Here is a 24173-nt window from a genome sequence, read left to right on the forward strand (position 1 = left end):
CGGCCAAATGGCGCCTAAATTCGCCTCGTCATTTCCCTCCCCAAGACCTTCCATACCGGGACCTTTTCCATGAAGTACAATAAACTGGGCCGTACGGGCATTTCCGTATCCGAAATCTGCCTCGGCACCATGACCTGGGGCTCGCAAAACACCGAGGCGGAAGCCTTCGAGCAGATGGACTATGCGCTCGAAAAGGGCGTGAACTTCTTCGACACGGCCGAACTATACCCGACCACGCCGCTCTCGGCCGACACCTATGCCCTGACGGAAACGATCATCGGCAACTGGTTCGCGAAAACGGGCCGACGCAAGGACGTCGTGCTCGCCACCAAGGTTGCCGGCTCTGGGCGCCCCTATATCCGCGAGGGCAAACCGATCACGGGTGCCGCCATCCGAGACGCGGTCGATCAGAGCCTCAAGCGCCTGCAGACCGACTATATCGACCTCTATCAGATCCACTGGCCGAACCGCGGGCATTTCCATTTCCGCCAGGCATGGACCTACAATCCCTACAAGCAGGACCGCGAGCGCACGCTTTCGGACATGAACGAGAAGCTCGAGGCCCTCGACGCCTGCGTCAAGGCCGGCAAGATCCGCGCCATCGGCCTCTCAAACGAGACGACCTGGGGCACGCAGCGCTTCATCGCGCTTGCCGAGGCGCGCGGCCTGCCACGCGTCGCCACCGTCCAGAACGAATACAACCTTCTCTACCGGCACTTCGACCTCGACATGGCGGAACTCTCCCATCATGAAGATGTCGGGCTGCTCGCCTATTCTCCCCTCGCGGCAGGCCTCCTGACCGGCAAGTATCTCGACGGCTCGAAGCCCGGCGGATCACGCGCTTCGATCAACGGCGACCTCGGCGGACGGCTGCAGCCGCTCCAGGAACCGGCCGTGCGGGCCTATGTCGACATGGCCCGAAAGCACGGGCTCGATCCGGCTCAGCTCGCGCTCGCCTTCTGCCTGACCCGGCCCTTCGTCGCCTCCGTCATCATCGGTGCGACGACGATGGAACAGCTGAAGACCGACATCGGCGCGGCCGACGTCACGCTCACCGACGAGATCCTGAAGGAGATCAGCAAGGTGCACCGGGTCTATCCGGCACCGATCTGAGACCGGCCATGGCGGTTCCGACAAGCAAGGCCGAACTTCTGGAGGCGATGACGACTGCCTTTGCCAGACTCGAGGCGGAGCTTGCGTCCATCCGGCCCGAGGACGCGACATCTCCCGACATGGAGGGACACGCGCGCGGAACCGCCATGAGCGTCAACGACCTTCTGGCCTATCTTACCGGGTGGGGCCAGCTGGTGCTGAAATGGGTCAGGCTGCGGGACGAGGGCCTGGAGCCGGACTTTCCCGAGACCGGCTTCAAGTGGAACCAACTCGGCCAGCTTGCCCAGAAATTCTATCGGGACCAGTCCGGCCTCGACTTCCCGACGCGCGTCGAGCGGCTCCGTGCCACGCATGGGCAACTCGTGGCGCTGGTTTCCAGCCTGGACGACGCCGCGCTCTACGGGCGCGGGTGGTATGAAAAGTGGACGCTCGGGCGGATGATCCAGTTCAATACGGCTTCGCCCTATGCTAATGCGCGGGCACGGATCCGCAAGTGGAAGAAGACGCGTTCCGCATCCTGAGCGGCTTTTTGCCGAACGAGCCTTGCCATCACGGCAAAAATGCGTATAAGCGCGCTGTTCACAACACCCGGTCTCATGGCTGGTGGCTGAACGGAGGGCCGGTTCCAGCGATGGGACCGCAGGAACCACTAGGGTTCCGGCCTCCCGTGTCTCCGCTCTCGACCGTCTCGATACAACAGCTTTTCTTGCCTTGGGTTTCCCAAACAGGAGCAGTCGTTGAGGCTTAGCGCCGGATCCCGGGTGACGACAACCGCAAGAAAGGCAAAGCTGTCATGGCTCTTTACGAACATGTATTCCTTGCCCGGCAGGATATGTCCGCTCAGCAGGTTGATGCCCTCGTCGAACAGTACAAGGGTGTCATCGAAGCTAACGGCGGCAAGGTCGGGCGCGTAGAAAACTGGGGCCTCAAGTCCCTCACCTACCGCATCAAGAAGAACCGCAAGGCTCACTACGCACTCATGGACATCGAAGCTCCGGGTGCAGCGATCCACGAAATGGAACGCCAGATGCGCATCAACGAAGACGTTCTTCGTTACATGACCATCGCTGTCGAAGCCCACGAAGAAGGCCCGTCTGCCATGATGCAGAAGCGCGACCGTGACGACCGTCCGCGTCGTGACGGCGACGACCGTGGTCCGCGCCGCGACTTCGGCGACCGTGGTCCGCGTCCGGACCGTGGCCCCCGTGAAGGTGGCTTCGAGCGTCGTCCGCGCGAAGACCGCGCGTAATTTCGAGCACAAGGAGAAAACACAATGGCTGATGCATCCTCTGCTCCGGCACGCCGCCCGTTCCATCGTCGTCGCAAGACCTGCCCCTTCTCGGGCGCGAACGCACCGAAGATCGACTACAAGGACGTTCGTCTCCTGCAGCGCTACATTTCCGAGCGCGGCAAGATCGTTCCTTCGCGTATCACCGCAGTTTCCCAGAAGAAGCAGCGCGAACTGGCCCAGGCCATCAAGCGCGCCCGCTTCCTCGGCCTGCTGCCGTACGTCGTAGCGTAATTGACTTCGAAGCCTGCCGGGCAACCGGCGGGCTTCATCCCTTCCGCGTTGGGCGCGGATCGGAACCAAGGCCTGGAAGCGAGCTGCTTCACGCGGAGCATCAACGACTTCAGGTGAAATCCCATGTTGGGGACGGACTTCAGGATCTGAATCCGGCTTTTCCCCTAACTGCTTGAACCAGCAGGACAGCGAACGTGACACAGGTGAATGGACAATTGCTGTTGATCGGCGTGATCGCCGGTATTACCGCCGCCCTGCTGGTGCTGGGCGCGAACGCACAGCCGTCCTTTTCGTCCTTCCTTTACGCCGCTTCGGCGCTTCCCGTCCTGATCGTCGGCCTCGGCTGGGGCAATGTCGCGGCAATCGCCGCGGTTCTGACTGCGGCCCTTCTCGGCGCCATCGCCGTCTCGCCGCTCTTCGCCATTGCGATGGCGATCTTCACGCTGCTGCCGGCTGGCTGGCTCAGCCACCTCGCCAATCTGGCGCGGCCCGCTGCCGAAATCGGCGGTCCCGACGACCTGATGGCCTGGTATCCGCTGTCGGACATCCTGCTGCATCTCTGCGCCCTGGTCACCCTCGCGATGATCTTCCTCGGGATCATGATCGGCTACGGTCCGGAACTGATCGGCCAGATGGTCGACCTGCTGGCTGCCTCGGTCAACGATCGAGATCCGCTGATGGCAATGGATCCGGCAAGCATCGAGCAGATCAAGCGCCTGATGCTCCTGACCGCCCCGATCATCCAGGGCGGCATGTGGGTGCTGATGCTGTTTGCCGCCTACTACATCGCCATGCGCGTGGTCAGCACGTCCGGCCGGGCGCTTCGCCCGCGCGAGGACCTGCCCTCCTCGCTGCGCATGAACCGCAATGCGGTCTTCGTCTTTCTCGCTGGCATCGTCGCCTGCTTCGTCGGCGGCACGCCGGCGCTCATCGGCGCAACGCTGTGCGGAACCTTCGGCGCGGGCTTCCTGATGGCCGGCTTTGCCTCGCTGCATCTGAGAACCCGCGGCAAGGACTGGCGCCTGCCGGTTCTCGTCCTGGCCTATCTCTCGGCGCCGATGGTGCTGCCGGCCTTCTTCATCCTCGTCCTCGGACTTGCCGACACCCGGCGGACCGTGGCGCTGACACCGGTCCGCAAGACCACCCCCGACAACCCGAAATCTTGAACTCAATCGAAAGGAACAGAGAAATGGAAGTCATCCTTCTTGAACGCATCTCCAAGCTCGGCCAGATGGGCGAAACCGTAAAGGTTCGCGACGGCTTCGCACGCAACTACCTCCTGCCGCTCGGCAAGGCCCTGCGCGCCAACGCTGCCAACAAGGCCCGTTTCGAAGCCGAGCGCTCAACGCTCGAAGCCCGCAACCTCGAGCGTAAGTCGGAAGCCCAGAAGGTTGCCGACGCTCTCGGCGGCAAGAGCTTCGTGGTTGTCCGTTCGGCTGGCGAAACCGGTCAGCTCTACGGTTCGGTCGCAGCCCGTGACGTTGCCGATATCCTCGCTGCTGAAGGCTTCAACGTCGGCCGCAACCAGGTCGAGCTCAACACCCCGATCAAGACCATCGGCCTGCACAGCGTAACGCTGCACCTGCATTCCGAAGTCGAAATCGCCATCGAGCTGAACGTCGCCCGTTCGGCTGAAGAAGCCGAGCGCCAGGCCAAGGGCGAAAGCCTGACCTCCGCTGACGCCATCTACGGCGTCGACGAAGACGCTCTTCGTCCGGAAGACTTCTTCGATCCGGAGGCAGACCGCGACGGCGACGAAGAATAAGCTTCAGCCGCAACGGCATGAAGGAACGCCCGGATCACACGATCCGGGCGTTTTCGTTTTCAGGACAATGAATACGACTTCAGCAACCGCGGACGATCGTCAGGCCTCAGGGTCGCTGCCGCCCTTCATCGCAAGGAGGTTTGCGAGGAGCTTCTGCGTCACGGCCAGCGCCGTCTCCAGTTCGGCGAGTTCCATGTCCGTCATCAGCACATTGCGAAAATCGTCGGCGATGGCATGCACCTCGAGCGAGGCGGTGCGGCCCTCCCCGGTCATGAAGATCCGGCGGACACGACGATCGCCCTCGGCCGCACGGCGCTCGATCAGGCCGGCTTGCGCCATGGAATCGAGCAGGCGCACCAGCGTCGGCGTCTCGATGTCGAGAAGGCCCGCCAATTCGCTCTGGGTGGCGCCCTCCTTTTCCGCGAGCGCGAACAGCACGCGGGCACGCGGCAGCGTCAATCCCTTCTCGCGAACGACGGAATCGAAATGCGCTCTCAGCTTCCTGCTGAGGGCCGCCATTTCGTACATCAGCAAACGTTGTGTTTCTGAGCGGGACATGACGTCGACCTATATATATTCGCTTCATAACCATTATCAGGCTACCGAATTTCCGTCCAAGACGCCAGCGGCAAGCGTCTCCATCCCTGCCGCAAAAAGGGCACGCCTTCATGCCACGGAGATAGGCGGTGTCTGACCGATTCGCCTCGCCGAACCTCCGCAAGGAAAATCGGTGGAATCGACGCGTTTGGCCGGAGGCCTGTGGATATTAGGGACAAGCCGCCCGTGAGCCGTCCGCGCGCCGCAAGCCGGCCGATTGCGGTCGTGTGTTGCGGCGATGTCGTTGACTCTCGGAGAGCCAGAATACAAACCGGTTTTTTTGTTGAACGACCATTCGAAAAGAAGACGGTAGCCGCAATGAACGATGCTGCGCGCAAGATCGCTCCCCTCCAACCGGCCGAGCCCCATTACCGGGAAGCGCCGAACAATATCGAGGCCGAACAGGCTCTGCTGGGCGCAATCCTGGTCAACAACGACGCCTACTACCGCGTCTCCGACTTCCTGAAGCCGGATCACCTGTACGAGCCGCTACACCGCAAGATCTTCGAGGTGGCCGCGGAAATCATCCGCATGGGCAAGACCGCGAACCCGGTCACCATCAAGACCTTCCTGCCGGCGGAGCAGAGGGTCGGCGACCTGACGGTGGCGCAGTATCTCGCCCGCCTCGCGTCCGAAGCGGTCACCATCATCAATGCCGAGGACTACGGCCGCGCGATCTACGATCTGGCGCTGCGCCGGTCGCTGATCACCATCGGCGAGGACATCGTCAACATCGCCTATGACGCACCGCTCGACATGCCGCCGCAGGCGCAGATCGAGGACACGGAACGCCGTCTTTTCGCGCTTGCCGAAAACGGCCGCTACGACGGTGGCTTCCAGTCGTTCAACGACGCGGTGGCGCTGGCGATCGACATGGCAGGCGCCGCCTTCGAGCGCGACGGTCACCTTTCCGGCATTTCCACCGGGATCATGTCTCTCGATGCCAAGATGGGCGGGTTGCAGCGCTCCGACTTGATCGTGCTTGCCGGTCGTCCGGGTATGGGCAAGACCTCGCTCGCCACCAACATCGCCTACAACATCGCGGCGGCCTACGAACCGGAAGTCATGCCCGACGGATCCTTCAAGGCGAAGAACGGCGGCGTGGTCGGCTTCTATTCGCTCGAAATGTCGTCCGAACAGCTCGCCACCCGTATCATCTCCGAGCAGACCGAGGTGTCGTCCTCGAAGATCCGCCGCGGTGACATCACCGAGGCCGATTTCGAAAAGCTCGTCGCCTGCAGCCAGATGATGCAGAAAGTGCCGCTCTTCATCGACCAGACCGGTGGTATCTCGATCGCGCAGCTTTCGGCGCGCGCCCGCCGCCTGAAGCGCCAGCGCGGCCTCGACTGCCTGGTGGTCGACTACATCCAGCTGATGACCGGCCACGGCAAGGCGGGCGAGAACCGCGTACAGGAAATCACGCAGATCACCACCGGCCTCAAGGCGCTCGGCAAGGAACTCAACGTTCCGATCATCGCGCTTTCCCAGCTGTCGCGTGGCGTTGAAAGCCGCGAAGACAAGCGCCCACAGCTCTCCGACCTTCGTGAATCGGGCTCGATCGAACAGGACGCCGACGTGGTGCTCTTCGTGTTCCGCGAAGAATACTATGTGAAGAACATGGAACCCCGCGATCCGGCCGATCCCAAATATACCGAATGGGAAGCGCACATGGACAAGGTCAAGGGCACGGCAGACGTCATCATCGCCAAGCAGCGCCACGGACCGACGGGCACTGTCAAGCTCGCCTTCCAGTCGGAATTCACCCGCTTCGCCGACCTGGCCGATCCGAGTTTCATCGAGTATCAGGAACCGTAAGGCTCTTCAGAGTCCTACCGCCCGCAGGACCGCGACGGTCGCGACCCCCGCGGCTGCTGCGGCCAGCATGGGCAGGCGCAATGCCGCCAATGCCGTCACCGCGCAGGCGATACTCTCGGCCGGACCGGTCGCGAGCGCCGTCGGTGTCACGACGGCGGCCATGACTGCGGGCGGGATCGCATCCAGGATGCGGCGTGCGCTGGTCGACAGGGTCGCAAATCTCAACACCGCCAGCCCGGCCAGTCGGGTAAGCATGGTCATGGATGCCATTGCGAGGATCGCGGCAAGGGTCGCCAGATCGAGGGTCATTCGCCCGCCTCCGTCCGGCGGCCGCTCATCGCGGCGACCAGCAAGCCACCTGCGGCACCAGCGGCGATATACCAGACGCCGGAAACCAGATGATGGACCGCGAGCGCGCTGAGGGCGCTGGCAATCAATACCAACCCGGTCTCCCGTCCCTTCCAGAAGCCGGTCACCAGCACGATGAAGACCGCGGGAAAGGCAAAATCGAGCCCAATCAGCGCCGGATCGCCAACGAAGCCGCCAAGGACCGCGCCGAGCAGGGTAGCAACCACCCAGGCGAGATAAAACGGCACGACGATGCCGGTATACCAGGCCGGCGTCAGCCGCGCCTCACGGGCGCGGAACTCGGCGATCGCCCAGATTTCGTCCGCCAGAAACAGCAAGGAGAGGATCTTCTGCGTTCGGCCGAAGGCAGGCATCTTGCCGGCGATCGAGGTTCCCATCAGCACATGGCGCAGGTTGACCAGCAAGGCGGCGAAACCGACCGCCGTCCAGCTCGCGGGATGGGTCCAGATGTCCATGGCGACGAACTGGGAACCTCCGGCAAAGACCAGCGCACTCATCAGGGTGATCTCCAGCGCCGACAGCCCCTTCGTCGCGGCGACCGCGCCGAAGACGATGCCGACCGGGACGACGGCGACGATCAGCGGCGCCATGCGCCTCACGCCGGCAACGAAGTCCTGCCTGTACGTCCGTTCCGCCTGCATCAACATTTCCCACTCCATGGCCGTCGTCGGGGCCTTTTATGGGGAAGGCCGGAGCTGGTCTTGAACGAAAGTGATCAGCTCTTGCGGAACTGGCCCGGCGTGATGCCGACGCGAGCCTTGAAGTGGCGGGTGAAATGCGCCTGGTCGGCGAAACCGCAGGCAAAGGCGACGTCGGCCGGGCTTCGGCCAAGGCAGAGCAATGCCCGCGCCCGCCGGATACGGACATCCGTCAGGTAGGCATGCGGCGTGATGTGGAACTCCTTGCGGAAGGCGCGGATCAGATGGGCGCGCGACAGGCCCGCAATGGCGGCCAGTTCTTCCAGCCCGACATCCTGGGCGAAGTTCTCCGACAGGTAGTCCCTGGCGCGGCACACCGCGGTGCGCTCCCGCGTTTCGATGGGTGCACGCACCTCGCTGCCATGGCGCATGAAGAGGGCGGCGAGCACGCTGTACATGCCCTCTTCGGCCTCAAGTGCGCCGACATTGTCTTCGAGCGCCCGGTGGGCACGGTGAAAGGCCTGGGCCAGTTCGGCATCCTGCGGCAGTTCGCGCGTGAAGGCCGGCGTGCCGCGGCAGGGCTTGCCCGTCACATCCTCGAGCACGTCGCGATAAAGCGCTTCGCCCGGATAGATCATCCTGTAGCGGTAGCCGTCCGGCCCCGGCGCGCCGTCGTGCACAACCTCGGGATTGATCAGATAGAGGCAGCCCGGCCCGGTCTCTTCACGCGCTCCGCGAATGCGGGCGATCTGGCTGCCGCTCTCGATGGCGCCGATCGAGAAGGTCTCGTGGGCATGTGGCGCATAGGCATGGGTCTGGAAGGTCGCCGACAGGCATTCCATGCCGCCGAACCGCCCGTCGCGCCAGAAGCGGGTGCTCTCTACCGGCGTCAGCGGCATGTCGCTGGCGGCATCCATCTGCGAAACATTGTGCATTGCGAGATTATAGAGGCCGTTCGCATTCCAGTCTTGAAGAAAAGTGCTAGGGTCGGCCTGAGCCCTTCTTCCCCAAGCCGTGGTCGCAAATCCCAGATGTCTACCGCCTTCGATCTCACCGACGCCTCCGCCGAATTCCTAGCAGCACCGCTCCGTCTGACCATCGATCTCGGCGCGCTGGCCGACAACTGGCGCGACATGGCCCGACGCTCCGGCAAGGCAAGGACTGCCGCGGTCGTCAAGGCGGATGCCTATGGCCTCGGGATCGAGGACGTCGGACAGACACTCTATCGCGCCGGTGCCCGCGACTTCTTCGTCGCCGTGCCCTCGGAGGGCGCGACGCTCAGGCCCTATGCGCCGGAAGCGCGGATCTTCGTCCTCTCGGGCATCTGGCCCGGAATGGAAGAAATGTTCTTCGAGAACGACCTCGTTCCTGTCATCGCCTCCGAAGAACAACTTACCTTCTGGATGTCGATCCTTGCCGAGCGCGGCGACTATCCGTGCGCGCTGCAGGTGGACACCGGCTTCAATCGTCTCGGCCTGCCGCTCGACGATGCGCTCGCGCTCGCCGACGACGTATCGCGGCCCGCAAGCTTCTCGCCCGTGCTGGTGCTCAGCCACCTCGCCTGCGGCGACGACCCGTCATCGCCGATGAACAGGCTGCAACTGGAATCATTCCGCAGGGTTAGCACCGCCTTCGAAGGCATTGATTCAAGCCTCTCGGCGTCTGCCGGAACCTTCCTCGGTCCGGAATACCACTTCGACCTGACCCGGCCCGGCATCGCGCTTTACGGCGGCGAGGCGGTCAACGGAATGAAGAACCCGATGCGCCCCGTCGCCACCGCCGAAGCGCGCGTCCTGCAGGTTCGCGACGCCAGGGTCGATGAGGCGGTGGGCTATGGGGCCGTGTCGCGGCTCACCCGAGACAGCCGGCTTGCGATCGCTTCGGTCGGTTATGCGGACGGCTATCTGCGCTCGCTTTCCGGCCGGGGCGTTCCCTTGCGCGATACGGGGATCGCCGGCGGCTACGGCTTCATCGCCGGTCACAGGATACCGGTGATCGGCCGGATCACGATGGACCTGACGATCTTCGACGTGACCGACCTGCCGCGCAACGCGATCGCGGCCGGCGACTATGTCGAACTGTTCGGCAACAACCTTCCCGTGGACGATGTGGCCCGGGCAGCCGGAACGATCGGCTACGAGCTGCTGACCGGGCTCGGGCTCCGCCACGAACGGCATTATGTCGAAGCGCTCTAGAAGCACTTCGGCCGACTTGCGCATTCCCGCATTTTCTCCTAGTTGAGAGATCGATATTCACTTTTTGTTCCGCAACGTCCGGAACCGGGAAGGCGTGACGATGGCGAAGGCCAAGACCCAATTCATCTGCCAGAACTGCGGCACCGTGCACACACGGTGGGCGGGGAAATGCGACGGTTGCGGCGAGTGGAACACCATCGTCGAGGAAGACCCGATGGGCGGGATCGGCTCCGGCCCTGGCAAGGTGCCGAAGAAGGGTCGTCCGGTCACCCTCACCTCGCTTTCGGGCGAGATCGAGGAAGCGCCGCGCATTGCGACCGGCATGGGAGAGCTCGACCGGGCGACCGGCGGCGGCTTCGTGCGCGGCTCGGCGGTCCTGATCGGCGGCGACCCGGGCATCGGCAAGTCGACGCTGCTGATGCAGGCCGCGGCCGCCCTTTCCCGCAAAGGGCACCGTGTCATCTACGTGTCCGGCGAAGAGGCGGTGGCGCAGGTCAGGCTTCGCGCGCAGCGTCTCGATGCTGCCCAGACCGATGTGCTTCTCGCCGCCGAGACGAATGTCGAGGACATTCTCGCCACCATTTCCGAAGGCAAGCGCCCGGACCTCGTCATCATCGATTCGATCCAGACGCTGTGGAGCGACACGGCCGAATCCGCTCCCGGCACCGTGACGCAGGTCAGAACCGGCGTGCAGGCAATGATCCGCTTCGCCAAGCAGACGGGCGCCACCATGGTTCTCGTCGGTCACGTTACGAAGGACGGCCAGATCGCCGGGCCGCGCGTCGTCGAGCACATGGTCGATGCCGTTCTCTATTTCGAAGGTGACCGCGGGCATCACTACCGCATTCTCCGCACCGTCAAGAACCGCTTCGGCCCGACCGACGAGATCGGCGTGTTCGAAATGTCCGACCGCGGCCTCAGGGAAGTGGCCAATCCGTCGGAACTCTTTCTCGGCGAACGCAACGAGAAGGCACCGGGGGCCGCCGTCTTCGCCGGCATGGAAGGAACTCGTCCGGTGCTGGTCGAGGTGCAGGCGCTGGTCGCGCCGACCACACTCGGCACGCCTCGGCGGGCCGTCGTCGGCTGGGACTCCTCCCGGCTCGCCATGATCCTCGCCGTGCTCGAGGCGCATTGCGGGGTGAGGCTCGGACAACACGACGTCTACTTGAATATCGCCGGCGGATACCGCATCTCTGAGCCTGCAGCCGACATGGCGATCGCCTCGGCCCTCGTTTCGTCGCTTGCCGGTCTTGCCCTTCCTGCCGATTGCGTCTATTTCGGCGAAGTCAGCCTGTCCGGTGCCGTCCGTCCGGTTGCACACACGGCCCAACGGCTGAAGGAGGCTGAGAAGCTCGGCTTTTCCTCCGCAGTCCTGCCGGCCGCCTCGTCGGAATTGCCGAAAGGCTCGACGGGGAAGTGGAATGAAGTCGAAAGCCTGCCCGATCTCGTGGCGCGGATCGCCGGTTCCCGGTTGAAGGCGCGCTCGGAACAGGCCGGCGACTGACCCAGTCCGGCGGACCCGGCCGGCGCAGGGCGGCAGCGGTCGCGGTGACAATCATGCGGGCGATGGCCGGCAAGTCTTGGAGTTGGTATTTATGCCCATTACGATTTTTGACGGTATTGTCATCGGCGTCGTGCTGTTTTCCGCCGTGCTCGCCATGGTGCGCGGGTTTTCGCGCGAAGTGCTTTCGATCGCAAGCTGGGCGGGCGCGGTTGCCGCCGCCTACTATCTCTATCCGATGCTTGTCCCCTACGTGAAGAACTACACGAGCGACGACCGCATCGCCATGGCCGGCTCGGCCGGGGCGATCTTCCTGATCGCGCTGATCGTCATCTCATTCATCACGAGCCGCATCGCCGACTTCATCATCGACAGCCGCATCGGCGCGCTCGACCGGACACTCGGCTTCCTGTTCGGGGCCGCTCGCGGTATCCTGCTTCTCGTCGTCGCCGTCGCCTTCTGGAACTGGCTGATCGACGCCAAGCATCGCCCGGACTGGGTCAATCAGGCCAAGTCGAAGCCGTTCCTCGACACGCTGGTGATGAAGCTCGAGGCCGTGCTGCCGGAAGACATCGAACCGCAGATCCGGGCCCGCATCCTCGGCAAGGAAGAGCCGGCAGCCGATGCACCGGCCGCCGAAGCACCGACCGACCAGGCGCCTGCGGAGCAGGCTCCGGCCGAGGACGCCCCGGCCGCCAACAACTGACCGGGCTGCGGCCTTCGGCCGCGCCCCCAAACTTCACGAGCGGACGCCGCCGGATCAGGACAGACCGGCGGCTTCCGTGTTAAAGCCGTCCCGGCACATCTGTCCGATCGAGCAAAGGCCTGCTTTCATGTCTCAGTCTGATTTTTCCGGTTTCGAATGGAGTCTCGAAGACGACACGCTCCATGAGGAATGCGGGGTGTTCGGCATTCTGGGTCACCCCGATGCGGCGACGCTGACCGCGCTTGGCCTGCATGCGCTCCAGCACCGCGGCCAGGAAGCCGCAGGCATCGTTTCCTTCGACGGGCGGCAGTTCCACACCGAAAAGCACATGGGGCTCGTCGGCGACCACTACACCAATCCCGCGACGCTCGCCAAGCTGCCGGGTTCCTCGGCCATCGGCCATACCCGCTACTCGACAACCGGTGAAGTGGCGCTGCGCAACGTGCAGCCGCTGTTCGCCGAACTCGAGGAAGGCGGCATCGCCATTGCCCACAACGGCAACTTCACCAACGGCCTGACGCTGCGCCGCCAGATCATCGCCACCGGTGCCATCTGTCAGTCGACCTCGGACACCGAAGTGGTGCTGCACCTCATCGCACGCTCGCGCCACTCCTCGACCACCGACCGTTTCATCGACGCCATCCGCCAGATGGAAGGCGGCTATGCCATGGTCGCGATGACGCGCACCAAGCTGATCGCCGCTCGCGACCCGATCGGCATCCGCCCGCTGGTGATGGGCGACCTCGACGGCATGCCGATCTTCTGCTCGGAAACCTGTGCACTCGACATCATCGGCGCGAAGTTCGTGCGTGACGTGGAGAACGGCGAAGTCATCATCTGCGAAGTCCAGCCGGACGGCTCGATCAGCATCGAGGCCCGCAAGCCGGCCAAGCCGCAGCCGGAACGACCCTGCCTGTTCGAATACGTCTATTTCGCCCGGCCGGATTCGGTCGTCAGCGGCCGTAGCGTCTACGTCACCCGCAAGAACATGGGCATCAACCTTGCCAACGAGTGCCCCTGCGAGGGCGACGTCGTGGTGCCGGTGCCCGACGGCGGCACGCCAGCGGCACTCGGCTATGCCCAGGCGAGCGGCATCCCGTTCGAATACGGCATCATCCGCAACCACTATGTCGGCCGCACCTTCATCGAACCGACCCAGCAGATCCGTGCCTTCGGCGTGAAGCTCAAGCATTCCGCCAACCGGGCGATGATTGAGGGCAAGCGCGTCGTCCTCGTCGACGATTCGATCGTGCGCGGCACCACCTCGCTGAAGATCGTGCAGATGATCCGCGACGCCGGCGCCAAGGAAGTGCATATCCGCGTCGCCTCGCCGATGATCTTCCATCCCGATTTCTACGGCATCGACACCCCGGACCGCGACAAGCTGCTCGCCAACCAGTATGTCGATGAAAAGGCGATGGCGAAGTATATCGGCGCGGATTCGCTGGCCTTCCTGTCGATCGACGGCCTCTACAAGGCGGTCGGCGGCAAGCCGCGCGACCCGGCCGCCCCGCAGTTCACCGACCACTATTTCACCGGCGACTACCCGACCCGCCTTCTCGACAAGGAAGGCGAGAAGGTCGGCCGCAAGGTTTCCATGCTGGCCAACAACGGCTGAGCACCAAGGACGAAGATCATGACAGTTGACCTGAAGGGCCGTATCGCGCTCGTCACCGGCGCATCGCGCGGCATCGGCTTTTTCACCGCACTCGAACTCGCCAAGGCGGGCGCCCACGTGATCGCCTGCGCCCGCACGGTCGGCGGCCTCGAGGAACTCGATGACGCGATCAAGGCCGTCGGCGGCTCAGCAACGCTCGTTCCCTTCGATCTTGCGGACATGAACGCGATCGACGCCCTTGGCGCCTCGATCAACGAGCGCTGGGGCAAGCTCGACATCCTCGTCGCCAATGCCGGCGTGCTCGGCGTGATCTCGCCGATCGGCCATATCGAGGCGAAGGTGTTCGAAAAGGTGATGACGATCAACGTCACCGCCACCTGGCGCCTGATCCGCTCGGTCGAGCCGCTGCTCGTCAAGTCGGACCAGGGCCGCGCGCTGATCCTGTCTTCTGCTGCCGCGCACAAGTGCCGTCCCTTCTGGGGCGTCTACTCGGTCTCCAAGGCCGCCGTCGAGGCGCTTGCCCGCACCTGGGCCGGCGAAACCCAGCGCCTGCCGCTCCGCATCGTGTCGATCGATCCGGGCGCGACCCGCACCGCCATGCGCGCCCAGGCGGTGCCGGGCGAGGATCCGAGCACCGTGCCGCATCCTTCCGAAGTTGCCGCCAAGCTCCTGCCGCTCTGCGGACCGGACCTGACCGAGACCGGCAAGCTCTTCGTCGTGCGTGAGAACAAGCTCGTCGACTACCGCATGCCGGAATGAGGCCGCGTGCGGGTGCGTCGCACGCCCCGTCGTGAAGGCGCCGACGGTTTAGGCCGTCGGCAACTAGAAGCCCCTCGCCCCGGCCCGACCGTCCCAATGCCGGCGCTATCGCACCGCGATTGAAAACAGATCGGAAAAGGCCGTATCTGACCGGCAGAGCACATTGAGGTCGACAGGCCCCTCGATCCCGTCCAGCATGCCGTTGTCGGCGAACTGCCAGATCGTCCAGGGCCGGCATGCCTCCTCGACCGGCTCCTCCGCAATGCTGCGGAGCCAGAGATGGTGGTCCGGGTAAAGCCCCTCGCGGCCTTTGAAATACTGCTCGTAGAACGGTTGCGTGACGTAGAAGATCGGTTTTTCCGGGAAGACGGTCTTCAGCTCATCCATGAAGGCGTTGATCTCGTTCGCCAGTTCCTCCACGGTCGGCACCTTGTCGCAATTGCCGTGGAACTCGATGTCGACGGCGACCGGCAAGGTGCCCGGCTCTCTCGGAACGGTCGCCAGCACATTCTGCGCCTGATCCCGGCCTGGCCGGCAGAAGGTGAAGAAGTGATAGGCGCCGCGGACGATGCCGGCCTCCGCCGCGCGCCGCCAGTTTTCCGCGAACTTCCGATCCCGGAAGTCGCCCCCTTCTGTGGCCTTGATGATCGCGAAGCGCACCTTCGGCTGGGCAGCCAATCGCTGCCAATCGATGTCGCCCTGGTGGTGGCTGACGTCGATGCCCTGGATCGGATAGTCTTCGAGAGACGGATGGTTGAAGCGGATCATGCCGCGATCATAGGCGAAAAAGAGGACTGCGGCAGCCGCGAGAAGTCCGATGCCGGCGATGCCGATTTTCGCTGCCCTATTCACATTGACCTCACCTGAAACAGATCCTGTCTGACGCGCCTTTGCGCCCTAAAGACGGCAGAGCGCGGCAGTCGCGGACCCGTCTCTGCCTTGCGTCAGCGTCGACGGCTGCCCATTGCACCCCTGGCAACGGTGTTCTTCCCGCCGAGGGGCTGGGGGCGTTCCAAACTTCCCTCGAGCATGCGTCTCAATGCGACCACCGGATCGATGGTGCGGACGCAGTTCCTGCCGTCTCCCTTGGCGCGATAGAGCGCACCATCGGCGGCGGCCAGAAGCGGATCGAGGCTCGCGGAGACGTCTTCGGTGGTCGCGACCCCGATGCTGACCGTCACGGGAACGTTGCGATCCGCGACCACGACCTCGAGCGCCTCGATCCTGCGGCGCAGGGTCTCCGCAATCGCAACCGCTTCGACGCCGCCGACGCCCGGAATCAGGCAGGCGAATTCCTCGCCGCCGATGCGCGCCAGCAGCCAGCCCTCCTTCATCGATGCATCGAGGGATGCCGCAAAGGCGGTCAGCACCTGGTCTCCTGCCGCATGGCCACTGGTGTCGTTGATCTGCTTGAAATGGTCGATGTCGAACAGAAGGAGTGCGGCCGAACGCCCCTCGCCCGCCAGCACCGCCTCTGCGCGTTCGACGAAGGAGCGGCGGTTGCGCAGATTGGTGAGCGGGTCCCGCTCGGAGACGAGGCGGCTTTCGCGCTCGTCGCGCTCCAGCGCAAGCATCAGGAGCGTGATGATCGACAGGATCATCAGCATGGTCTGGACGAGCGACGCCAGCACGAACCAGGAGGCGAATTGCGACGCGCCGCCATAGGCCGGTTCGAACACCAGCGTCGCGAACAGAACGAAGAACCACACGCCGCCGCGGGCATAGTGCACAAGCGCGGCCAGCCGGCGCGACGGAAGAGGCTCACGCTGCCCACCGCGCGCGACCTCGCGTCCACTGAGGACCGAGTAGATCCCAAGGATCAGCGCAAGGGTCACCGTTCGAAACGTGATGGATGTCTGGAAGATCGGCGTCAGGCATTGCCCCCACCAGATCGCGGCGCCGGCCAGCGCTTGGGCATAGTTCGGTCGCCGGCCATCGAAAATGACGATCGCCTGCCAATAGAGCCCGAGCGCTACGGTCGCCGCACCGAGGCCGAGGCCGGTCGACACCCAGAAGGGCATCACACCGCGCATCGCATGCAGCACCGTGCCGAGAAAGGCGATACCGGCTGCGAAGGTCAGCACGCCAAGCAAACGGCTTTGTGGCCTTTGACGCCAGCGATGACCGATCAGGACGGCGGAGATCAGCGTGGACAACGCGTGAATCACCATGATCGTCGGCAGATGCAGCAGCTGGTCCATGACGAGAAAAGGGTCCGCAAAGAATGAGAGTGGTGGAACACTACAGGCGTGCCCGTTGAGAAACCCTTACACGTCGCCGAGCGTCGAGAAGAAACTCCCTCCGGAAAGTGCGCCGTCTAGACCGTCCACCGCCCGCGGTTGAGCCGGCCTTGCCCTACGGCAACCGGGCAACGGACACTCCCAAAATTAGTCGGTGATCCGGTGCTTGTGACGGATCCGCGCCAGCGCGCAGCAGTTCCTTTTGCCGCGTCGCCGCGATAGTGTCCGCGCACCCCGCCAAGAGGATCCAGCTGACGATGAACGCCCTGAAATACGCTGCCGCCGCCCTTTTCCTGACCGCGAGCCCCGTTCTTGCCGACGATCTGGTCGCTCTCAGCAATACCGCAACCGCCATTACCGGCGACATCAGCTTCGACGATTTCGAAATGGTCTTCTCCAATGGCGAGAAAATCGAATTCGACGAACTGGTCGGCGACCACTTCGTCGTCGACGGCAAGGATGTTCCGGCATCGGTCTACAGCGTGAAGGGCCCCGGCAACCCCGTCCTGCTCAACGGAAACCGTCTTTGCGGTACCTCGCCCGTCACCTATCTCGCCAGCTGGGCCGACGACGACGTCACCATGGTCGCCGTATTCGAGACGCAGGACGTGCCGTCGAGCAATGACGAAATGTGCGCCCTCTACACCTACGTCTACCCCTGATCGACCGGGCCTTCGGGCACGAGGGGCGGCTCAGCCGCCCCCTTGACCAATTCGGACGGGCGCGCCATAACGGCGCCCATGAAGACGACCATCTGCATTATTTGCGGGATCATTATTCGCTAGCGCCCAGCGCTGGCCCGGCCGTTTTCGTCTCCTGAAAACCCCAGATGACAAACGACCCGGTCCAGCCGGGCGGAATTCGTTCTGGGAGACTGACATGGCCAGCGGCCTCAAGCTTTACAACACGCTCACACGAGAGAAGGTCGATTTCCAGCCGATCGACCCGGACCATGTGCGCATGTATGTCTGCGGCCCGACCGTCTACGATTTCGCCCATATCGGCAATGCCCGGCCCGTCATCGTCTTCGACGTGCTCTACCGCCTTCTGCGTCATGTCTACGGCGCGGAGAAGGTCACCTATGTCCGCAACATCACCGACGTGGACGACAAGATCAACGCCCGGGCGCTGCGCGACTTCGGCGCCCAGATCGCCGACGGCTCGATGACGCTGAACGAGGCGATCCGCGGCGTGACCGGAAAGACGGAAAGCCAGTTCCATCAGGATGTGGCAGCGCTCGGCTGCCTGAAGCCGACGGTCGAACCGCGGGCGACGGACAATATCGGCCAGATGATCGAGATCATCCAGCGCCTGCTCGATCAGGGCCATGCCTATGTGGCCAGCGGCTCCGAGGGCCATGAGGTGCTGTTCTCGACCGCCTCGATGGCCGACTACGGCATGCTGTCGAAACGCAAACTCGAGGACCAGCAGGCCGGCGCCCGCATCGCGGTGGAATCCCACAAGATGAACCCGGCCGACTTCGTGCTGTGGAAGCAGTCGGCCGACACCGAGCCGGGCTGGAAGGCCGAATTCTCCTTCGAGGGCCGCCAGGTCTCGATCTACGGTCGCCCCGGCTGGCACATCGAATGCTCTGCCATGTCGGACCGCTATCTCTGGGAAGAGATCAAGGACCGATTGTCGCCGAAAGCAAAGGCGCGTCCCCATCAGTTCGACATTCACGGCGGGGGCCTAGACTTGATCTTCCCGCACCACGAAAACGAGATCGCCCAGTCCTGCTGCGCCTTCGACACCGACGTCATGGCCAATGTCTGGATGCACAACGGCTTCCTGCAGGTCGAAGGCCGCAAGATGTCGAAGTCCGAGGGCAATTTCGTCACCATCAACGAGCTCCTGGCGACGGAGAAACTCGGCGGCCGCACGTGGCCGGGCGAGGTGCTGCGTCTCGCCATGTTGATGACGCATTACCGCGAACCGATCGACTTTTCGGTGAAGCGGCTGGAAGAGGCGGAGCGGCTGCTCGCCAAGTGGCCGGTGGCCGAGGCCGGTGACGCCGCGCCCGACGCTGCGGTCATCGAGGCGCTCGGCGACGATCTCAACACGGTTGCCGCCATCCAGAGCGTGCATGCACTGGCCCAGGCCGCCAATGCCGATCCGTCGAAGCTCGCGGTGTTTGCGGCCAGCGCCGCCCTTCTCGGCGTACAGCCGAAGAAGGCGGAACTCAGCGACGATCTCACGGCTGCCGTCGAGGCCCTTGTCGCGATGCGTCTCGAAATGCTGAAGGCGAAGAACTTCGCCGAAGCCGACAAGATCCGCGACGACCTGGCGGCCAAGGGCATCCAGCTCAAGGACGGCAAGGACAAGGAGACCGGTGAGCGGGTCACCACCTGGGAGGTCAAGCGGTAGGATGCTGGCGCTGGCGATTGGCGATACCACGGGAGACCCAACATGACCGATCCCATCTACACCGGCGGCTGCCAGTGCGGCGCGGTCCGGTTCCGGGTCGAGGGCGTCCTGAAGGACTCGTCGATCTGCCATTGCCGCATGTGCCAGAAGGCGTTCGGCGCCTATTATGCGCCGCTCGTCTCGACCCGCGGGGCACAGCTTGAATGGACGCGCGGCGCGCCGAAGAGATTTCGATCGTCCAACTTTGCCTGGCGCGGTTTCTGCGACAATTGCGGCACGCCGCTGACCTATGAGGCGCCGGACGGCGTGGCGGTGGCAGCGGGCGCCTTCGACGACCCGTCGCTTCTGCCACCGACGGTGCAGTTCGGCACCGAGGGCAAGATCGATTTCGTCGATCACCTGCACGAGCTTCCCGGTCATCGAACGGAAGAGGACGCCGCAGAGGCACCCTTCGTGCTCGAGATCGTTTCCTACCAGCATCCCGACCACGACACCGACGGCAGCTGGCCGAAGGAGGACAAGGCATGACGGACAAGAACCCCAACACCCAGATGCCGAAGTGGCTGCTCTACGGCCTGATCGGCAAGGGCATTCTGGTCGCCGTGATCACCATCGGCGTCGTGGCTTACGTGACCCTGCGGTAGGAGGACCAAGATGGAAGGCATCTTCACAGGCGGCTGCCAATGCGGCGCGGTCCGGTTCCGGGCGGAAAAGCTCGGCCGGCCGTCGATCTGCCACTGCCGGATGTGCCAGAAGGCGTTCGGTTCCTTCTTCGGCGCCCTGGTGACGGCCGACCACGCGCATCTGACCTGGACACGGGGCCAGCCTTCGCTGTTTCGCTCGTCGGCCAAGGTCAAGCGCGGCTTCTGCAACAAGTGCGGGACACCGCTCACCTATCATGTCGGCGAGAATATCGAGCTGGCGATCGGCGCCTTCGACCATCCAGAGCTTATCGAGCCGCAGGTGCAGGTCAATCACGATCAGCGGCTGCCGTGGATCGATCATCTGTTCGAAAAGCCGCCAGCGACGTCACCCGAGATGGAGGCCTTCTTCGCCTCGGTCGTTTCCAATCAGCATCCCGACCATGATACGGCGGTCTGGCCGCCGGAAGAGGATTGATCATGACCACTGAATTGCGCGGATTCTACCCGGAGATCGAGCCGTTCGAGACGGGCTTTCTCGATGTCGGCGACGGCCACACCATCTATTGGGAACGCATCGGCACCAAAGGCGCCAAGCCCGCCGTCTTCCTGCATGGCGGTCCCGGCGGCGGTACGAGCCCGACGCAGCGCCGCCTGTTCGACCCGGCGCTCTACGACGTGATCCTCTTCGACCAGCGCGGTTGCGGCAAATCCACCCCGCATGCCGGTCTGGACGCCAACACCACCTGGCACCTTGTCGCCGACATCGAGCGGCTGCGTGCCCTGATGGGCGTCGACAAGTGGCTGGTCTTCGGCGGTTCGTGGGGCTCGACGCTGGCGCTTGCCTATGCGGAAACCCATCCCGAACATGTGTCAGAACTCGTTCTGCGCGGCATCTATACCCTCACCAGGGCTGAACTCGACTGGTACTACCAGTTCGGCGTGTCCGAGATGTTCCCCGACAAGTGGGAGCGCTTCCAGGCGCCGATCCCGCCGGAAGAGCGCCACGAAATGATGGCCGCCTATCGCCGCTACCTGACGGGCACGGACAGGAAGAAGCAGCTCGAATGCGCCATCGCCTGGAGCACCTGGGAAGGCGAGACGATCACGTTGCTGCCGAACCCGGACTATTCCGCCCATTTTGGCGAGGACGACTATGCGATCGCCTTTGCCCGCATCGAGAACCATTTCTTCGTCCATGCCGGCTGGCTGGAAGAAGGGCAGTTGCTGCGCGACGCGGTGAAGCTCAAGGACATTCCCGGCGTCATCATCCACGGCCGCTACGACATGCCCTGCCCGGCCAAGTATGCCTGGCAGCTGCACAAGGCCTGGCCGAAGGCCGACTTCCACCTCATCGAGGGGGCGGGACACGCCTATCTGGAGCCCGGCATCCTCGACCAGCTGATCCGCGCGACTGACCGGTTCGCGGGCAAGAAATGAGATGACACTGGATCTGGCCACCCCCCTCTGCCCTGCCGGGCATCTCCCCCTCAAGGGGGGAGATCAGCGAGGGGCACTGCCCCGGCCATATCCTGCCTCGCAGTCTGCTGAGAGGTTTGAGAGAACTATCGGGCGTGCGATCACAGGCGGAGACCGCCAATCTCCCCCCTTGAGGGGGAGATGTCGCGAAGCGACAGAGGGGGGTGAGCTTGCACAGACGAATATGGTAATGCCTGGGGAGGCACACACATGACACGCGAAAAGATCTACCTCTTCGACACGACGCTCCGCGACGGCCAGCAGACGCCGGGCATCGATTTTTCGGTCGAGGACAAGATTGCGATTGCGGCCATGCTGGATGAGTTCGGCCTCGACTATGTCGAGGGCGGCTATCCGGGGGCGAACCCGACGGACACGGCCTTCTTTGCCAAGAAGCGCACCAGCCGCGCCGCCTTCGTCGCCTTCGGCATGACCAAGCGCGCGGGCGTGTCGGCCTCCAACGATCCGGGACTTTCCCAGCTCCTGCAGGCAGAAAGCGATGCGGTCTGCCTGGTCGCCAAGACCTGGGACTATCATGTGAAGGTCGCGCTCGGCTGCACCAACGACGAAAACCTCGACAGCATACGCGAGAGCGTCGAGGCGGTCGCCGCGGCCGGCAAGCTGCCGATGGTCGACTGCGAGCATTTCTTCGACGGCTACAAGGCCAATCCCGAATATGCCATCGCCTGCGCGAAAACCGCCTACGAGGCCGGCGCGCGCTGGGTGGTGCTCTGCGACACCAATGGCGGCACCCAGCCGCCGGAGATCCGGGACATCGTCCAGGCCGTGATCGCCGCAGGCGTTCCAGGCTCCTCGCTCGGCATCCACGCCCACAACGACACCGGGCAGGCGGTGGCCAATTCGCTGGCCGCCGTGGAAGCCGGCGTGCGCCAGATCCAGGGCACGCTCAACGGCATCGGCGAGCGCTGCGGCAATGCCAATCTGGTCACCATCATCCCGACGCTCTGTCTGAAGGAGGCTTACTCAGCCCGTTTCGAGACTTCGATCGACACGGAGAAGCTGGTGGAGCTGACACGGCTGTCGCACGCCTTCGACGAACTGCTCAACCGGTCGCCCGACCATCAGGCACCCTATGTCGGCGCGTCGGCCTTCGCCACCAAGGCCGGCATCCATGCCTCCGCACTGCTCAAGGACCCGAAGACCTACGAACATGTGGTGCCCGACAGCGTCGGCAATTTCCGCAAGGTCATGGTCTCCGACCAGGGCGGCAAGGCCAATTTCATCAATGCGCTGAAACGGCGCGGCATCGAGGTCGACAAGCAGGATCCCCGGCTCGACAAACTGATCGCCATCGTCAAGGAGCGCGAGGCGACCGGTTACGCCTACGAGGGCGCCGATGCGAGCTTCGAGCTTCTGGCCCGCCGCACGCTGGGTTCGGTCCCCGACTTCTTCGCGATCGACGGCTTCCGCGTCATGGTCGAGCGCCGCTTCGATGCCAACGGACACCTCAAGACGGTGTCCGAGGCGGTGGTGAAGCTCTCGATCGACGGCGCCCGCATCATGTCGGTGGCGGAGGGCGACGGCCCGGTCAACGCCCTCGACCTCGCGCTGCGCAAGGACCTCGGCAAGTATCAGACCGAGATCGACGATCTCGAACTGGTCGACTTCAAGGTGCGTATCCTCAACGGCGGCACGGAAGCCATCACGCGCGTCCTGATCGAGTCGACCGACAATACCGGCGTGCGCTGGTGGACGGTCGGCGTGTCTGAAAACATCATCGACGCGTCGTTCCAGGCGCTGATGGACTCGGTCGTCTACAAGCTGATGAAGAACCGGCAGCTGGCGGGCAAGATCGCCGCCGAGTGACGCGCGGGCGTTCCGGCTGCGGCAGCGGAGTTTGACTATGTCGTGCCCGCCGGATGGATCGACAGACCCCAGTCCGGCTCCGAATACCATTCGTCGTCGGCCGGTGTTCCGCCCCAGCGCAGACTGCGGACGGCGCGCCAGTTGTCGGCGAAGGCCGCCCTCAGGCGTGCATGGCTCGCCCAGTCGGCCAAGACCACGCCCTCGCCCCAGATAAAGGAAACGCTTTCGATGAAGCGGGCCGCATAGCCGTCAGTGTGCCGGCGCACCAGCAGATAGCCTGCCATGGCGGTGTATTCCGGCCCCGGGCGCTTTCCCTCGAAAACAGGCACGCCGAGCGGAAAGAGCAGCCGGCCACCGGGCTTCAGGTGCGTTATCCAGGGAACCGCCGGACGGTCGACGGCGAAGTTGACGTAGATGACGTCCGCGTCCTTCCTCGGCCATTCCAGCCCGTTGCCGCAGACCACTTCGACATTGGCGAAGGCTGAAAGGCACAGGCGGGCGCGCTCCGCGAGCGCCGTATCGTATTCGACGGCAATCACATGGCCCCTTGCGCCAACCAGTTCGGAGAGGATCGCGGTATAGTAGCCGGTTCCGGCACCGAGATGGACGACCGTTTCGCCCGGCGTCGGGTCGAGGGCATGGATACCGAGGGCATGCAACGAGGGACTGCCGTTGTTGATGCCGCGGGTCGCATCAAGCGCCACGAGCACATCGTCGTAAAGGCACTCGGCGTCATTGGAAAGCGCGTTGCGATAGCCGCCGTGGCTGGCGATCAGCCAGGGCGGCGGACCGAGGAAGTCCTCCCGACGGATCCGTGAAAATGCCTCGAGCAGGCGGCCGCCGGACGGCACGCCCGCCTTTGCCAGCATGCGTGCCGCAAAGAGGTTTCGCTGCTCACCGATGACACTGGCCTGCATGATCTACTCCATGCAAAAGCCCCCGCGTGCCAGTGTGCCGCTCAGAAGGATCAAAAGCAATCAGGCACTGTTCACGGGAATGCATTTGTCCATTCACACGCATTGAG

At 64.0% G+C, this 24173-nt stretch carries 25 protein-coding genes; 18 read left to right on the plus strand and 7 right to left on the minus strand.

The genetic code is table 11. The features are described from left to right. Positions 1-69 precede the first annotated feature (69 nt). The 6 genes from HHL25_RS08740 (at position 70) to rplI (ending at position 4400) form a co-directional block, all read left to right on the plus strand. Positions 70-1113, plus strand: a complete 1044-nt coding sequence (locus tag HHL25_RS08740) for an aldo/keto reductase (RefSeq protein WP_169589142.1) — start codon at positions 70-72, stop codon at positions 1111-1113. A gap of 8 nt (positions 1114-1121) precedes the next feature. Beyond that, positions 1122-1634, plus strand: a complete 513-nt coding sequence (locus HHL25_RS08745; RefSeq protein ID WP_169589143.1) for a ClbS/DfsB family four-helix bundle protein — start codon at positions 1122-1124, stop codon at positions 1632-1634. Positions 1635-1906: 272 nt separating this feature from the next. Next, complete coding sequence (rpsF, locus tag HHL25_RS08750) at positions 1907-2362, plus strand: 30S ribosomal protein S6 (protein ID WP_169589144.1); 456 nt, start codon at positions 1907-1909, stop codon at positions 2360-2362. A 24-nt stretch (positions 2363-2386) separates the two neighbouring features. Continuing rightward, complete coding sequence (gene rpsR / locus HHL25_RS08755) at positions 2387-2635, plus strand: 30S ribosomal protein S18 (RefSeq protein WP_028736123.1); 249 nt, start codon at positions 2387-2389, stop codon at positions 2633-2635. Positions 2636-2829: 194 nt separating this feature from the next. Then, entirely contained in the window at positions 2830-3801 is a 972-nt protein-coding gene (locus HHL25_RS08760; RefSeq protein ID WP_169589146.1) for a DUF2232 domain-containing protein, read from the plus strand. A gap of 23 nt (positions 3802-3824) precedes the next feature. Beyond that, complete coding sequence (gene rplI / locus HHL25_RS08765) at positions 3825-4400, plus strand: 50S ribosomal protein L9 (RefSeq protein ID WP_169589148.1); 576 nt, start codon at positions 3825-3827, stop codon at positions 4398-4400. A 99-nt stretch (positions 4401-4499) separates the two neighbouring features. On the opposite strand, the gene HHL25_RS08770 is transcribed toward rplI, so the two are convergent. Beyond that, a complete protein-coding gene (locus HHL25_RS08770; RefSeq protein WP_246701714.1) occupies positions 4500-4919 on the minus strand; it encodes a MarR family winged helix-turn-helix transcriptional regulator in 420 nt (139 codons plus the stop codon). A gap of 396 nt (positions 4920-5315) precedes the next feature. On the opposite strand from HHL25_RS08770, the gene HHL25_RS08775 reads away from it, so the two are divergent. Continuing rightward, entirely contained in the window at positions 5316-6812 is a 1497-nt protein-coding gene (locus tag HHL25_RS08775) for a replicative DNA helicase (RefSeq protein WP_169589152.1), read from the plus strand. Between the two features lie 6 nt (positions 6813-6818). Here HHL25_RS08775 and HHL25_RS08780 read toward each other — a convergent pair whose 3' ends face one another. From HHL25_RS08780 to HHL25_RS08790, 3 genes are all read right to left on the minus strand, one after another. Further along, positions 6819-7121 carry an AzlD family protein gene (locus tag HHL25_RS08780; protein ID WP_169589154.1) on the minus strand — a complete coding sequence of 101 codons (303 nt, stop codon included), beginning with the start codon at positions 7119-7121 and terminating at the stop codon, positions 6819-6821. After that, complete coding sequence (locus tag HHL25_RS08785; RefSeq protein WP_169589677.1) at positions 7118-7822, minus strand: AzlC family ABC transporter permease; 705 nt, start codon at positions 7820-7822, stop codon at positions 7118-7120. Before HHL25_RS08785 ends, HHL25_RS08780 begins: the two co-directional genes overlap by 4 nt. 74 nt (positions 7823-7896) lie before the next feature. Further along, positions 7897-8754, minus strand: coding sequence for an AraC family transcriptional regulator (locus HHL25_RS08790; RefSeq protein WP_169589156.1), 858 nt, complete (start codon positions 8752-8754; stop codon positions 7897-7899). Between the two features lie 96 nt (positions 8755-8850). Here HHL25_RS08790 and alr point away from each other — a divergent pair, with 96 nt between their 5' ends. The 5 genes from alr (at position 8851) to HHL25_RS08815 (ending at position 14598) form a co-directional block, all read left to right on the plus strand. Continuing rightward, the gene (alr, locus tag HHL25_RS08795) at positions 8851-10014 is read left to right on the plus strand and encodes an alanine racemase (protein WP_169589158.1); all 1164 of its coding nucleotides are present in this window, start codon (positions 8851-8853) and stop codon (positions 10012-10014) included. Between the two features lie 100 nt (positions 10015-10114). Next, positions 10115-11518: a DNA repair protein RadA gene (gene radA, locus HHL25_RS08800; RefSeq protein ID WP_169589160.1), complete on the plus strand. Its 1404-nt coding sequence runs from the start codon at positions 10115-10117 to the stop codon at positions 11516-11518. A 91-nt stretch (positions 11519-11609) separates the two neighbouring features. Next, positions 11610-12221, plus strand: a complete 612-nt coding sequence (locus tag HHL25_RS08805) for a CvpA family protein (protein ID WP_169589162.1) — start codon at positions 11610-11612, stop codon at positions 12219-12221. 127 nt (positions 12222-12348) lie between these two features. After that, positions 12349-13839, plus strand: coding sequence for an amidophosphoribosyltransferase (gene purF, locus HHL25_RS08810; RefSeq protein WP_169589164.1), 1491 nt, complete (start codon positions 12349-12351; stop codon positions 13837-13839). Positions 13840-13857: 18 nt separating this feature from the next. Then, positions 13858-14598: an SDR family NAD(P)-dependent oxidoreductase gene (locus HHL25_RS08815; RefSeq protein WP_169589166.1), complete on the plus strand. Its 741-nt coding sequence runs from the start codon at positions 13858-13860 to the stop codon at positions 14596-14598. 105 nt (positions 14599-14703) lie between these two features. Here the strand turns inward: HHL25_RS08815 and HHL25_RS08820 are convergent, their stop codons facing one another. Together HHL25_RS08820 and HHL25_RS08825 are read right to left on the minus strand one after the other, a co-directional pair. Then, entirely contained in the window at positions 14704-15450 is a 747-nt protein-coding gene (locus tag HHL25_RS08820; protein ID WP_390624503.1) for a glycoside hydrolase family 25 protein, read from the minus strand. A 92-nt stretch (positions 15451-15542) separates the two neighbouring features. Then, the gene (locus HHL25_RS08825; protein ID WP_169589168.1) at positions 15543-16799 is read right to left on the minus strand and encodes a GGDEF domain-containing protein; all 1257 of its coding nucleotides are present in this window, start codon (positions 16797-16799) and stop codon (positions 15543-15545) included. Positions 16800-17095: 296 nt separating this feature from the next. Between HHL25_RS08825 and HHL25_RS08830 the strand changes: the two genes are divergently transcribed. The 6 genes from HHL25_RS08830 to cimA all read left to right on the plus strand — a co-directional run bounded on the left by HHL25_RS08830 (position 17096) and on the right by cimA (position 23149). Next, complete coding sequence (locus HHL25_RS08830) at positions 17096-17500, plus strand: hypothetical protein (RefSeq protein ID WP_169589170.1); 405 nt, start codon at positions 17096-17098, stop codon at positions 17498-17500. Between the two features lie 217 nt (positions 17501-17717). Then, entirely contained in the window at positions 17718-19202 is a 1485-nt protein-coding gene (gene cysS, locus HHL25_RS08835; RefSeq protein ID WP_169589172.1) for a cysteine--tRNA ligase, read from the plus strand. Positions 19203-19244: 42 nt separating this feature from the next. Continuing rightward, on the plus strand, positions 19245-19730 hold the full coding sequence (locus tag HHL25_RS08840) for a GFA family protein (protein WP_169589174.1): 486 nt from the start codon (positions 19245-19247) through the stop codon (positions 19728-19730). A gap of 126 nt (positions 19731-19856) precedes the next feature. Next, positions 19857-20321, plus strand: coding sequence for a GFA family protein (locus HHL25_RS08845; RefSeq protein ID WP_169589177.1), 465 nt, complete (start codon positions 19857-19859; stop codon positions 20319-20321). A 2-nt stretch (positions 20322-20323) separates the two neighbouring features. Beyond that, positions 20324-21283, plus strand: coding sequence for a prolyl aminopeptidase (gene pip, locus HHL25_RS08850; protein ID WP_169589179.1), 960 nt, complete (start codon positions 20324-20326; stop codon positions 21281-21283). 249 nt (positions 21284-21532) lie between these two features. Continuing rightward, positions 21533-23149, plus strand: coding sequence for a citramalate synthase (gene cimA / locus HHL25_RS08855; protein ID WP_169589182.1), 1617 nt, complete (start codon positions 21533-21535; stop codon positions 23147-23149). Positions 23150-23184: 35 nt separating this feature from the next. Here the strand turns inward: cimA and HHL25_RS08860 are convergent, their stop codons facing one another. Further along, positions 23185-24066, minus strand: a complete 882-nt coding sequence (locus HHL25_RS08860; RefSeq protein WP_169589184.1) for a protein-L-isoaspartate O-methyltransferase family protein — start codon at positions 24064-24066, stop codon at positions 23185-23187. Between the last annotated feature and the right edge of the window lie 107 nt (positions 24067-24173).

The sequence above is a fragment of the Rhizobium terricola genome (assembly GCF_012927355.1).
GTDB classification, from domain to species: domain Bacteria; phylum Pseudomonadota; class Alphaproteobacteria; order Rhizobiales; family Rhizobiaceae; genus Allorhizobium; species Allorhizobium terricola.